The organism is Pseudomonas sp. GOM7, from assembly GCF_026723825.1.
Taxonomy (GTDB): Bacteria; Pseudomonadota; Gammaproteobacteria; order Pseudomonadales; family Pseudomonadaceae; genus Aquipseudomonas.
Map to the genome: position 1 here is coordinate 3,825,593 of NZ_CP113519.1, position 12,916 is coordinate 3,838,508.

At 61.9% G+C, this 12,916-nt stretch carries 14 protein-coding genes; 2 read left to right on the forward strand and 12 right to left on the reverse strand.

What is annotated here, in order from left to right; genetic code table 11:
- Window positions 1–373 precede the first annotated feature (373 nt).
- The 12 genes from ybgF to aspS form a co-directional block, all read right to left on the reverse strand.
- Complete coding sequence (ybgF, locus tag OU800_RS16790) at window positions 374–1,186, reverse strand: tol-pal system protein YbgF (RefSeq protein ID WP_268178466.1); 813 nt, start codon at window positions 1,184–1,186, stop codon at window positions 374–376.
- Between the two features lie 6 nt (window positions 1,187–1,192).
- Entirely contained in the window at window positions 1,193–1,693 is a 501-nt protein-coding gene (pal, locus tag OU800_RS16795; RefSeq protein ID WP_268178467.1) for a peptidoglycan-associated lipoprotein Pal, read from the reverse strand.
- A 55-nt stretch (window positions 1,694–1,748) separates the two neighbouring features.
- Entirely contained in the window at window positions 1,749–3,047 is a 1,299-nt protein-coding gene (tolB, locus tag OU800_RS16800) for a Tol-Pal system beta propeller repeat protein TolB (protein WP_268178468.1), read from the reverse strand.
- Between the two features lie 5 nt (window positions 3,048–3,052).
- Entirely contained in the window at window positions 3,053–4,045 is a 993-nt protein-coding gene (tolA, locus tag OU800_RS16805) for a cell envelope integrity protein TolA (RefSeq protein WP_268184355.1), read from the reverse strand.
- Window positions 4,042–4,494 (reverse strand): protein TolR, encoded by a 453-nt coding sequence (gene tolR / locus OU800_RS16810; protein WP_268178469.1) that lies wholly within the window; start codon window positions 4,492–4,494, stop codon window positions 4,042–4,044. Before tolR ends, tolA begins: the two co-directional genes overlap by 4 nt.
- Before the next feature lie 27 nt (window positions 4,495–4,521).
- Window positions 4,522–5,217 (reverse strand): protein TolQ, encoded by a 696-nt coding sequence (gene tolQ / locus OU800_RS16815; RefSeq protein WP_268178470.1) that lies wholly within the window; start codon window positions 5,215–5,217, stop codon window positions 4,522–4,524.
- 2 nt (window positions 5,218–5,219) lie between these two features.
- On the reverse strand, window positions 5,220–5,672 hold the full coding sequence (gene ybgC / locus OU800_RS16820; protein ID WP_268178471.1) for a tol-pal system-associated acyl-CoA thioesterase: 453 nt from the start codon (window positions 5,670–5,672) through the stop codon (window positions 5,220–5,222).
- 53 nt (window positions 5,673–5,725) lie between these two features.
- Window positions 5,726–6,778: a Holliday junction branch migration DNA helicase RuvB gene (gene ruvB / locus OU800_RS16825; RefSeq protein WP_268178472.1), complete on the reverse strand. Its 1,053-nt coding sequence runs from the start codon at window positions 6,776–6,778 to the stop codon at window positions 5,726–5,728.
- A 101-nt stretch (window positions 6,779–6,879) separates the two neighbouring features.
- Window positions 6,880–7,485 (reverse strand): Holliday junction branch migration protein RuvA, encoded by a 606-nt coding sequence (gene ruvA, locus OU800_RS16830; protein WP_268178473.1) that lies wholly within the window; start codon window positions 7,483–7,485, stop codon window positions 6,880–6,882.
- 21 nt (window positions 7,486–7,506) lie between these two features.
- A complete protein-coding gene (gene ruvC / locus OU800_RS16835) occupies window positions 7,507–8,031 on the reverse strand; it encodes a crossover junction endodeoxyribonuclease RuvC (RefSeq protein ID WP_268178474.1) in 525 nt (174 codons plus the stop codon).
- A gap of 152 nt (window positions 8,032–8,183) precedes the next feature.
- Window positions 8,184–8,933, reverse strand: coding sequence for a YebC/PmpR family DNA-binding transcriptional regulator (locus tag OU800_RS16840; RefSeq protein WP_268178475.1), 750 nt, complete (start codon window positions 8,931–8,933; stop codon window positions 8,184–8,186).
- 93 nt (window positions 8,934–9,026) lie between these two features.
- Window positions 9,027–10,802, reverse strand: coding sequence for an aspartate--tRNA ligase (aspS, locus tag OU800_RS16845; RefSeq protein ID WP_268178476.1), 1,776 nt, complete (start codon window positions 10,800–10,802; stop codon window positions 9,027–9,029).
- A 369-nt stretch (window positions 10,803–11,171) separates the two neighbouring features.
- On the opposite strand from aspS, the gene OU800_RS16850 reads away from it, so the two are divergent.
- Window positions 11,172–11,642, forward strand: a complete 471-nt coding sequence (locus tag OU800_RS16850) for a Dps family protein (protein WP_268178477.1) — start codon at window positions 11,172–11,174, stop codon at window positions 11,640–11,642.
- 97 nt (window positions 11,643–11,739) lie between these two features.
- The gene (locus OU800_RS16855) at window positions 11,740–12,807 is read left to right on the forward strand and encodes a GGDEF domain-containing protein (protein WP_268178478.1); all 1,068 of its coding nucleotides are present in this window, start codon (window positions 11,740–11,742) and stop codon (window positions 12,805–12,807) included.
- Window positions 12,808–12,916: the final 109 nt, after the last annotated feature.

A 12,916-nucleotide genomic window follows, 5' to 3' on the forward strand; every position in this document is an offset into this window, starting at 1 on the left:
GGCCCATGTACGCCGACCCCGGAGCAATGCCGGAGTGAGGGAAGTCGAGCGAAGCATGACGGGGACGCCTAGTTCCGGATGGCGGGGTGCGTTTCTTTTGCTTACTTTTCTTTGCGCTGGGCGGCAATCCGAGTTCAAAGAAAAGTGAGTCGCCCGAGGGGGCGAAACCCGGAATCTCTGAATACACCCAAAGCGGCGTCCAGAACACCAATGCAAGCCGACAAGATCACACACAAACTTGCCAGTCCGGTGTCAGCCAGGCATCCCCCCTGAAAATGCGATGAACCTTTTAACGTCGCTGTGCGATGGCCGCCAGATGCCAGGCCACAAGAAAAACCCGCGACAGGCGCGGGTTCTTGGCAAGCGTTCAGGCTTACAGGCGTTGCAGGTCGCGTTGCGCCAACTGCGCAGCCGAACTGCCCGGATACTGGGCGATGACCTGCTGGAGAATGCCACGCGCCTTGTCGTTGTGGCCCAGACGCCGCTCGACATCGGCCAGCTTGAACAGCGAATCCGGCACCTTGGCATGGTTCGGGTAAGCCTGGCTGACCTTGGCGAAGGCCTGACCTGCGGCCTGCAGATCCCCCTTGGCCAGGTTCACTTCGCCCAGCCAGTATTGCGCGTTACCGGCGTACTGGCTGTTGGGGTAGCGATTGAGGAAGGCGGTGAACGCTTGCGACGCCTTGTCGAAGTCCTTGGCCTTGATCAGGTCGAAGGCGGCCTCGTAGTAGAGTTTTTCCTTGGCCGGGTCACCCGGCTCGGCGCTGGCCTGCTGCTGAGCAGCCGGCGGCGGCGTCGGCGTGCCACTGGCGTTGTTCGTGCCAGTGGTAGGAGAATTCTGTGCGGGAGCACCGGCAGCAGCACCGGCGGAAATACGTTGATCCAGATCCTGGTAACGCTCCAGACCTTCCTGCTTGAGGCGCTGGATTTCATTCTGCTGCTCTTCGACCATACCCCGCAGTTGCGCCAGTTCCTGCTGCAACTGTTGAAGCTGATTGAACAGCATGCCCTGCGCCGAGACGGGCGCTTGCGCGCCCGCCCCGACGGAGGCGCCAGCCGTACCATAACCCGCCGGTGGATAGCTGCTCCCTTGCATGGAGCTGCTATCCAGTACGGGAACCTCAGCCATTGCCGCAAGCGGCAAGGCCAGTGCCAGAAGGGTCAGAGTACGGCGGCAGTTCAGCATGGCAAATTACTTGCGCAGCTCTACGCGACGGTTCTGAGCCCAGGACTGCTCGTCGTGGCCGGTAGCGACCGGACGCTCTTCACCGTAGGACACCAGTTCCAGCTGAGCCGGGGAAACGCCCTGCAGAACCAGGTAGCGCTGAACGGCCTTGGCACGACGCTCGCCCAGAGCCATGTTGTACTCGCGGGTGCCGCGCTCGTCGGTGTGACCTTCCAGAACGACACGGTTGCCGTTGGCTTTCAGATCCTTGGCGTGTACGTCCAGAGCGCGCATGGCTTCGGGCTTCAGGTCGGAGCTGTCGAACTCGAAGTAGAAAGTGGTGATAGCGCGCAGAGCGGCTTCTTCGCTCAGGCTGCCGTCCATGCCAGCGTTGGCGTTGGCATCGTAGCCAGCGTTCGGGTCGACCGCGCCTTCGCCAGTAGCGTCACCGCCTTTGGAGGAGCAACCTACGGCAACGGCGAGAGCCAGGGACAGTGCAGCGAACTTACCGAATTTCAGCATTTCCATCATGTAACTCCTAAAGAACCCCAGTGTGTTAAGCAATTAAGGTAAAGCACCGCAATCAGTTCAGGTAAGGGGACCAAGAAGGCTCTCGAACTTCGCCTTGAGCGGTAGGAAGAGGGAGCCTCACGCGTCCATTGGTGGACGCCAACATCAAGACTCCCCGGCCCTGCTGGCGGGTGGCGTAGATTAGCATGGTGCCATTGGGCGCAACAGTGGGCGACTCATCCAAACTTGTGTCGGAAAGAATCCGCAGGCGGTTGGTTTCCAGATCCTGAGCGGCCACCTTGAACACGGTGAAACCCTCCTGACGATGGATCATCACCAGCAACTTTTCATCCGCCGAAAGTTTCGGGTTGGCGTTGTAGTTGCCGACGAAGGTCACACGTTCCACCGCACCTGAATTGACATTGGTTTTGTAGATCTGCGGCTTGCCAGCCCGATCCGAGGTGAAGTACAGGGTCTGACCGTCCTTGCCCCAGAAAGGTTCGGTATCGATGGCATAGTGGTTGGTCACCCGGCGCATCTGCCGGCTGCCCAGATCCATCACGTAGATTTCCGGGTTGCCGTCCTTGGACAGCACGAAGGCCAGGCGCGAACCATCCGGCGACCAGGCCGGCGCGCCATTGAGCCCCTCGAAGTTGGTGATCTGCTCACGGCGACCGGTGTCAATGTGTTGCACGAAGATACGCGGACGACGCTGCTCGAAAGAGACGTAGGCGATACGACGACCATCCGGCGCGAACGACGGCGACAGGATCGGTTCACGCGACTGCAGCAGGGTCACCGCACGCGCGCCATCGTAGTCGGAGCGTTGCAGGGTGTAGCGAGTGTTGTTGGCACCGAAGCGCTCGGCAGTCACGTAGAGCAGCTTGGTGGCGAACGCGCCCTTGACCCCGGTGAGCTTCTCGAACGCCTGGTTGGCGATATGGTGCGCCATGTCGCGCAACTGGTCAGTGCCGCCACCGACGTTGCCGGTCATCACCTGCTGCTCGGTGGCGACGTTGAACAGGGCGTACTGCACCTGCAGGCGGCCGCCGTTGGGCACGATGTTACCGACCAGCACGTACTGCGCGCCGAGGGCCTTCCAATCACGGTAGATGACTTCGCTGGCCTGGGTCGGCAGGCTGATCATGTTCTGCCGCGGGATTGGCTCGAAATAACCGGAGTTGCGCAGGTCGTTGCCGACGATCTCGGCCATGTCATCGGGCAGCACGCTGCCGCTTTGCCAGCCGAAGGGCACCACAGCGATGGGCGTGGCGCGGTCGGCGCCTTGGGAGATCACCAGCGGATCGGCCGCCTGGACGCTGCCGACCAGCATGACCAGCCCCAACAGGGCGATACGAATCAGGTTGTTCACAGAGCTCAATCCTCCGGTTTGAAAATGACGCGACGCTGCCGGTAAAGGCTGTCGAAGGTGGCGCGATCCAGTTGCTGCATCTCGGGAATACGACCCACGTTGCGCACCGCAGCCACGGCCGAGTTGTCGAAAGGCGCATCGCCGCTGGAGCGCGACACGCTGGCATTGGTGATGGTGCCATCGGGCAACATCTGGATCAGCAGCTCGACGCTCATACCACGGCGCGCCGACATCGGGCGCTGCCAGTTCTGGGTGATCAGGTTGATGATCAGATCATCGAGACTACCGGCTACCTGGTCGCCATGGGTATCAGCCAGCGCCTGCTGGTTCTGTACGTTGTCCGAGAGCAAATCGGCCAGGGCTGCTGCCTTCTGATCCTCGGCCGCCTTGCGCTTGGCTGCTTCGGCTTTCTTCTTGGCCTCCTCGGCCGCCTTTTTCTTCGCTGCTTCGGCAGCGGCCTTCTTCTTGGCCTCTTCCGCCGCTTTCTTCTTCGCTTCTTCGGCTGCCTTTTTCTTGGCTTCCTCGGCGGCTTTCTTCTTCGCCTCTTCCTCGGCGCGCTTCTTGGCGATATCGGCCTGGCGTTTCTGCTCGGCGGCCTTCTCGGCCTCGGCCTTCTTCGCCGCTTCGGCCTTGGCCGCCTCAGCTTTGGCCTGTTCGGCCTTTCGAGCCTCCTCGGCCTGCTTTTGTTCCTCGGCCTTCTTGGCCGCCGCCACCTTCTGTTCCTCGGCCTTCTTCTGTTCCAGACGCTCGGTCTCGAACTGCGGTGCGGAGGTCTTCTGCGCCTCGCCAGCGATCTTCTGCGTGGTCTGGGTGGTGGCCTGGCTTTGCGACTTGAGCTGATAGAGCGTGGCCTGCACCACCGGACGCGCCGGCGGCAGCTCAGGCGAGAAGGCGAAGCTGACGAACAGCATGGCGAACATCAGGACGTGCAAGCCCACGGCCCAGACGATGGGCCAGAAGTAGCTTTCCGATTGCGGACGCTCGGGCTGCTGCATCAGGGGGCCTCGGTGATCAAGCCGACGTTGCCCACGTCGGCCTGCTGCAGACCGCCCATGGCCGCCATCACGGTGCCGTAATCCACGGATTTGTCGCCGCGCACGAACACCTGCACCTTCTTACCCTGCCGACGGTTCTCGGCAATGATCGCCGAGACGGCCTGGGTCATCTGTGCCAGCGTGGAGGCACGCTCCTGCTCGGTGTCGATGTCCACTTCGCTGCCCATGTTCCAGTAATAGGTCTTGTCGGCCTTGATGGAGATGGTCAGCACCTGGGCGTCATTATCCTGCGGCAGCACCTCGCTGCTGACCTTGGGCAGCTCGACCTTGACGCCCTGGTTGAGCATCGGCGCGGTGACCATGAAGATGACCAGCAGCACCAGCATCACATCGATGTAGGGCACCACGTTCATCTCGGCGACCGGTTTGCGTCTGTTGCGAATTCTCGCCATGGTTAAAACCTGTCCTCTTCGCTCGCCTTAGTCTTCCGAGGTGTGCACCTTGCGGTGCAGGATGGCCTGGAACTCGTCGGCGAAGGTGTAATAACGGCCGATCAGCATTTCACCGCGTGCGGAGAAGCGGTTGTAGGCGATCACCGCCGGAATGGCCGCGAACAGACCGATGGCGGTGGCGATCAGCGCCTCGGCGATGCCCGGCGCGACAGTGGCCAGGGTGGCCTGCTGCACCTGCGCCAGGCCACGGAAAGAGTTCATGATGCCCCATACGGTGCCGAACAGACCAATGTAAGGACTGGTGGAGCCGACGGTGGCCAGGAACGGCAGCGCGGTTTCCAGCTTCTCCTCCTCACGGGAGATGGCCACGCGCATGGCACGGGCGACGCCGTCCATCACCGCATCGGGGTCGACGCCCGGCTGCTGACGTAGGCGGGAGAACTCCTTGAAGCCAGCACGGAAGATCTGCTCCAGACCCGAGTCCGGATCGGGATTGCTACCAGCCTGGCGATACAGCTTGGACAGGTCGATACCGGACCAGAAACGGTCCTCGAAGTTGTCCAGCGCGCGTTTGGCCGCGCGTATGGCGTTGCTGCGCTGAAAGATCATCACCCAGGAAATGATCGATGCACTCACCAGGGTGAGCATCACCAGCTGCACCACAAAGCTGGCGTTGCTGATCAGACTCCACATCGACATATGGTCAACGGCGTTGGCTTCCACGCTTACTCTCCTGCTGCAATTTGACCGGACACCTGGGAACCGGCGAACGCTTGGCGCATCGGTTCGGGTATGGCCCGGGGCTTCAAGTTGTCGGTGCGCACACAGGCCACCAGGAACTGCCCTTCGCAGAGCAGCACATCATCCGCAGCTCGCCTGACCTGTTGACGAAAACGCAGGCTGGCACGGTTCAATTCGATCACATCGGCGCTGATCAACAGCTCGTCGTCCAGGCGTGCCGGCGCGTGGTAGCGCGCTTCGGCCGAATGCACGACGAACAACAGGCCCTCACCAGCCAGCGTCGACTGGGCATAACCCAGCTCACGCAGGCGCTCGGTGCGAGCCCGTTCCATGAATTTGAGGTAATTGACGTAGTAGACGATGCCACCGGCGTCGGTGTCCTCGTAGTAGACACGACAACGATGACGAAACGGCTGGACTCCGTTTTGCGAGGGCATACTCTAGTCCCGCCTCCGAGACTTGCCAATCCGGGTCGGTAACAATTTTTTCGTCATGGCTCACCTGCTGAGAAAAGATCAGGCGCCGGCGACTCGCCAAGGCGCTTGGGAATGTTCAGGCCGAAGTGCAGATAGGCATGGCGGGTGACCACCCGCCCGCGCGGGGTACGCATCATGTAGCCCTGCTGGATCAGGTAGGGCTCCAGCACGTCTTCGATGGTGTGACGCTCTTCGCCAATGGCGGCGGCCAGGCTGTCGAGGCCCACCGGGCCACCGTCGAACTTCTCGATCATGGCCAGCAGCAGGCGGCGGTCGGAGTGATCGAAGCCGTGCTCGTCGACATCCAGCAGGTTCAGCGCCTGGTCGGCAATGGCCTGGGATATCTGCCCGTTACCACGCACCTCGGCGAAATCGCGCACGCGACGCAGCAGACGGTTGGCGATACGCGGCGTGCCACGCGCGCGACGGGCGATTTCGTAGGCGCCCTTGGCCTCGACGGGCAGGCCGAGAATCCCGGCGGAACGCGAGACGATGGTGGCCAGGTCGTCGATGCCGTAGAACTCAAGGCGCTGAACGATGCCGAAGCGATCACGCAGCGGATTGGTCAGCATGCCGGCACGAGTGGTGGCACCGACCAGGGTGAAGGGCGGCAGATCCAGCTTGATCGACCGCGCGGCGGGCCCTTCGCCGATCATGATGTCGAGCTGGAAGTCTTCCATGGCCGGATACAGCACTTCCTCGACCACCGGGGAAAGACGGTGAATCTCGTCGATGAACAGCACATCGCCGCTTTCCAGATTGGTCAGCAGCGCGGCCAGATCCCCCGGGCGTTCCAGCACCGGGCCGGAGGTACTCTTGATCGAGCTGCCCATTTCCTCGGCGATGATGTTGGCCAGGGTGGTCTTGCCCAGACCGGGCGGGCCGAAGATCAGCGTATGGTCGAGCGCCTCTGCCCTACCCCGGGCAGCCTGGATGAACAGCGACATCTGCTCGCGCACCACCGGCTGGCCGATATAGTCGGCCAGGCGCAAGGGGCGAATGGCCCTGTCCTGCTGTTCTTCACGCTCTCGCGGGCTGGCGGTGATCAGGCGATCGGCTTCGATCATCGAAGGGTTCCACTAAGAGTCCATTGAATTGCAATGCAGGGTGGAAAACCGCGCAGCGTTTTCCACCAGAAAGCCGATGGATGAAAAAGGCGTCATCCACCCTATGCCATGCCGCGCAAGGCGCGACGAATCAGATCTTCACTGCTCAAGCCATCCTCCTTGACCGCTGCGACTGCCCGGCTGGCCTCCTGCGGCTTGTAGCCCAGGGATATCAAGGCACTGACGGCGTCATTCTCCGCGCTTGAGACTGCCTGAGCCAGTTGAGGTTCAACGACCAGGGGCGCGATGGACGGGATCGACTCCCAGGCCTTGAAGCGATCCTTGAGCTCCACCAGCAAGCGCTCGGCGGTCTTCTTGCCGACCCCCGGCACCTTGACCAGCACGGCGGTATCCTGCGCCTGCACGCAACGCACCAATTCGTCCACCTCCAACCCGGACATCAAGGCCAAGGCCAGCTTGGGGCCGACGCCGTTGAGGCGAATCAGCTCACGAAACAGCTCACGCTCGCGCTTCTCGAAAAAGCCGTAGAGCAGGTGCGCATCCTCGCGTACCACCTGATGGGTATGCAGGGTGACCGGCTGGCCCACAGCAGGCAGACGATAAAGGGTGGTCATCGGCACTTCCAGCTCATAACCGACGCCATTCACATCCAGAAGCAAATATGGTGGCTGTTTTTCCGCCAGGGTACCGCGCAAACGTCCGATCACCAGCGCTTTCCTTCAATCCGATTACAAACGAAGACGACCGCCACGCCGCTTGGCGCCAGCCAGTCCATGGGGAATGAGACTCTGCCGGTGGTGGGCGTGACACAGGGCGATACCCAGGGCATCAGAGGCGTCGATCTGCGGCTTCTGCACCAGCCCCAGCAGGTGCATGACCATCATCTGCACCTGTTGCTTGTCCGCCGCGCCAGTGCCGACCACCGCCTGCTTGACCTGGGTGGCGGTGTATTCGCTGACCTCCAGCCCCGCCTCCACCGCCGCGACTATGGCCGCGCCACGGGCCTGGCCGAGCTTGAGCGCCGAATCGGCATTGCGCGCCATGAACACCTGCTCGATACCCATGGTCACCGGCCCATGGCTACGGATCACCTCACTGACGCCGCGAAAGACGATCTGCAGGCGCTCGGCCAGCGGCCCGTTGCCAGTGCGAATGCAACCGGAAGCCACGTACTCGCAGCCGCGCCCGGTGTCGCGTACCACGCCATAGCCGGTGATGCGCGAGCCGGGGTCGATGCCTAGGATCAGGGTCATGTCAGCAACTGTCTATTTATCCAGTTGGCGAGTATACGGGGCACTCCGCATGCCGTCATCCGTGACGCGCCATCAATCATGAAAAAGCCGGAAGCACTGCACAGCGCTTCCGGCTTCCTCGTTCGTGGCCCGGATCGCATCCGGGCTACACCTCAGCCGAGCTGTTCCATGATCTCGTCGGCCACTTCAGCGTTGTGGTAGACGTTCTGCACATCGTCCAGGTCTTCGAGCATGTCGATCAGCTTGAACACCTTCTGCGCGGTTTCCAGATCGGCGATCGGCGCACTGATCGAGGGAATCATGGCGATTTCCGCCTCCTCGCCCTTGAAGCCGGCAGCGCTCAGCGCCTCGTTCACCGCATGGAACTCGGTGAAGCTGGTAGACACCATGGCCGAGCCGTCCTCGCCCATTTCCACGTCATCGGCCCCCGCCTCCAGCGCCGCTTCCATCAGCGCGTCCTCATCGACGCCCGGCGCGAAGCTGATCTGCCCCTTGCGCTCGAACATGTAGGCCACCGAACCATCGGTGCCGAGGTTGCCACCGCACTTGCTGAAGGCATGGCGCACTTCGGCAGCGGTGCGGTTGCGGTTGTCGGTCATCACTTCGACGATGATGGCCACGCCGCTCGGCGCATAGCCTTCGTAGCTGAATTCGACGACGTTATCTGCTTCGTTGTTGCCCGCGCCACGGGCGATAGCACGGTCGATCACCTCGCGCGACATGTTGTTGGTCAGCGCCTTGTCCACGGCCAGGCGCAGACGCGGGTTGTCCGCCGGAATCGGGCCACCGTGCTTGGCGGCGACCGTCAGCTCACGAATCAGCTTGGTGAAGATCTTGCCCCGCTTGGCGTCCTGACGACCCTTGCGGTGCTTGATATTGGCCCATTTGGAATGACCAGCCATAACTCACTCCTATCAACTTCTTAGCTGCAAGCCGCAAGCTACAAGCCTCAAGCAAAGCTCTTGCAGCTTGAAGCTGGCAGCTTGCCGCTGCCTTTACTCGGCCTTGGCTTGCTCGCGCAGGCGGATGTGCAGCTCACGCAGCGACTTGGCATCCACCACACCCGGTGCCTGGGTCATGACACAGGCGGCGCTCTGGGTTTTCGGGAAGGCGATCACTTCGCGGATCGATTGCGCACCGGTCATCAGCATCACCAGGCGATCCAGGCCGAAGGCCAGGCCACCATGGGGCGGCGCGCCGAACTTCAGCGCATCGAGGAGGAAGCCGAACTTCTCTTCCTGCTCCGCTTCGCTGATGCCCAGCACCTCGAAGACCGCCTGCTGCATCTTCTTGTCGTGGATACGGATGGAACCACCACCCAACTCGGTGCCATTGAGCACCATGTCGTAGGCCCGCGACAGCGCCGCACCCGGGTTGGCCTTGAGTTCTTCCGGGCTGCACTTGGGCGAGGTGAAGGGGTGGTGCATGGCGGTCAGGCTGCCGTCGTCGTTTTCCTCGAACATCGGGAAGTCGACGACCCACAGCGGCGCCCATTCGCAGGTAAGCAGATTCAGGTCATGACCGAGCTTGATACGCAGCGCGCCCAGTGCTTCGGACACGATCTTGGCCTTGTCGGCGCCGAAGAACACGATGTCGCCGTCGACCGCACCGACGCGGTCGAGGATGACGTTGATGTTGTCCAGCGGGATGTTCTTGACGATCGGCGACTGCAAGCCTTCGACGCCAGCGGCGCGCTCGTTGACCTTGATGTAGGCCAGACCCTTGGCACCGTAGATGCCGACGAACTTGGTGTAGTCGTCGATCTGCTTGCGCGGCATGCTCGCCCCGCCCGGAACGCGCAGCGCGGTGACGCGGCATTTCGGATCGTTGGCCGGGCCCGCGAAGACCTTGAATTCCACGTCCTTGAGCTGGTCTTCAACGTCCACCAGCTCCAGCGGAATACGCAGATCCGGCTTGTCCGAACCGAAACGGCGCATGGCTTCGGCCAGGGTCATGTGCGGCAGTTCGCCGAACTCGACGTCCAGCACTTCCTTGAACAGGTTGCGCACCATGGTCTCGGTGATGTCCATGATGTCCTTTTCATCGAGGAAGCTGGTCTCGATGTCGATCTGGGTGAATTCCGGCTGGCGGTCGGCCCGCAGGTCTTCGTCACGGAAGCACTTGGCGATCTGGTAGTAGCGGTCGAAGCCGGCCACCATCAGCAGTTGCTTGAACAACTGCGGCGACTGCGGCAGGGCGAAGAAGCTGCCGGCATGGGTGCGGCTCGGCACCAGGTAATCACGCGCACCTTCCGGGGTGGCGCGGGTCAGGATCGGCGTTTCCACATCGAGGAAGCCGTTGTCGTCCAGGTAGCGGCGAATGCTCGAGGTGATGCGCGAACGCAGCTTGAGCTTCTCGGCCATTTCCGGGCGACGCAGGTCGATGAAGCGGTAGCGCAGGCGGGTTTCCTCGCCGACGTCGGTGTACTCGTTGAGCGGGAACGGCGGGGTTTCCGCCTCGTTGAGCACGTCCAGCTCGTAGCCCAGCACCTCGATGGCACCGGACGCCATGTTCGGGTTCACCGCACCGGCCGGGCGCAGGCGTACCTTGCCGGTGATCTTGACCACGTACTCACTGCGCACGCGGTCGGCCTTGGCGAAGGTCTCGGCACGATCCGGGTCGAACACCACCTGGGCCAGGCCTTCACGATCACGGATATCGAGGAAGATCACCCCACCATGGTCACGGCGACGGTGTACCCAGCCGCAAAGGGTGATTTCCTGGCCATCCAGGCTCTCGTTCAACTGGCCGCAATAGTGGCTGCGCATCATGATCGTGGTTCGCTTCTCTAATTAGGTCTTGGACAGGTCAGGTCTTGCCCTGCGCACTCAGGCCAGGAGCAACGCCGGCCACACGCCTTGGCGCACACCCGGCTTTGACAAAGGGCGGGATTATATCGCCTAAATTGACAGGACGCAGCCGCCAGTGCAGCACACCGCGACAGATCGACCGGAGCCAGGCGCAACATAGCCACCCTCGATGAGCAGCCAAAGGCATGCGGGCAATGAACTCCAGACCATCGATAGCCTCTAAGCATGCACTCGATTGATACAAGCCCAAACCGGCTCGCCCGCCCTCCGTGATAGGCTTGCCCCATTAACTGAGGCAAGACATCCCGAGCCATACCACAGGAGAAGAGAATGGACATCAACATCGGAATCGCCGAACAGGATCGTGCCGCCATCGCCGAGGGTCTCTCGCGCCTGCTGGCCGACACCTACACGCTGTACCTGAAGACCCACAATTTCCACTGGAACGTCACCGGCCCGATGTTCAACACCCTGCACCTGATGTTCGAGGGGCAGTACACCGAGTTGGCGCTGGCGGTGGACGCCATCGCCGAGCGTATCCGGGCACTGGGCTTCCCGGCGCCAGGCACTTATGCCGCCTACGCCCGCCTGTCCTCGATCAAGGAAGAGGAAGGCGTACCGAGCGCCGAGGGCATGATCAAGCAACTGGTCGAAGGCCAGGAGGCCGTGGTGCGTACCGCTCGCGGGATCTTCCCGCTGCTGGACAAGGTCAGCGACGAACCCACTGCCGACCTGCTGACCCAGCGCATGCAGGTGCACGAGAAGACCGCCTGGATGCTGCGCAGCCTGCTGGCGGTATGAGTTTCTACAAGGCCTGGCTCGCCGGGCCTTTTCATTAGCCGATTGCAATCCATCTGCTCTATGCTGTGTATCTATGTCGCCAAGCGCCTGTGCACGCATGTCCCAGATACCGAAGCCCCCCACTCTCCTCGAACTGTACCCCGAGGAAACACGCACTGCGGCTGCACTCCTCAAGCAAGCCGTACCTCTGATGATGCGCCATGACATTCCGCCAAGCCCCGTGCACTATGCGCTGTGGTACACCTACAGCCGTGGCGAGAACACTGAGCTGAACAAGCGCCTGAACAGAATCGTCGAGGATTTCGACGCCTTCCCGGGAGAGGTCGCGCGCAAGTTGTTCCGCGAACACATCATCCATGGCGAACTCGAAGAGGCGCGCGCTGGACAGCAGCAAGTCATCGAACTGGTGGACGACATAGAAGGTGACGTCTCGCGCAGCGTGACCAGCAGCCAACACTACCAGCTAAGCCTGGCCCAGAGTCTGAGCGCCCTGCACGAGCCCCTCATCGAAGACCTGCCTGGCGTGATCGGTGAGCTGCAGGAAAGCACGCAGCAGATGCAAGATCAGCAGCAACAACTGCTTTACAAGCTGCGCGCCGCCCAAAGCGAAATACAGCACCTGCGCAACCAACTGGAACGCGCCCAACTGGCCGCCACCCTCGATAGCCTGACCCACCTGCTCAACCGCCAGGCATTCACGCGCCTGCTCGAACAGGCACTGAACGAGTCCACGGACGGATTGACCCTGATCATGCTGGATATCGATCACTTCAAGCAGTTCAACGACCAGTACGGCCACCCACTGGGTGACCGCGTGCTGCAGCACGTCGGTCGTCTGCTGCGCGAGAACTTGCCCAATCGAGCCTTTGCCGCTCGCTACGGCGGCGAGGAATTCTGCGTGGTCTTGCGCGAGTGCCAGAGCCTCGAAGCAGCCCGGCACTTTGCCGAGCACCTGCGCAACAAGATGCACGGCCTGCGAGTCAAGGTGCGCAGCACCGACCAGGTACTCGACAGCATCACCGCCTCCTTCGGCTTCGCCCTGGCCATGGCAGGCGACGGCCTGGAAAGCCTGCTCACACGCGCCGACGACGCGCTCTACCAAGCCAAGCGCAATGGCCGCAACCAGGTTCACCCACGCATAGACGAAAGTACGCTAAGCGCTTGATTTGAGTAGCCCCATCCTTTGCGGTTAAATAGCTTCGCTAGCCGCACTCTCGATCCGCAGCGGCAAGCAATCTGGCAAAAACGGCTTGCGCCGCCCTCTGTTATTCACC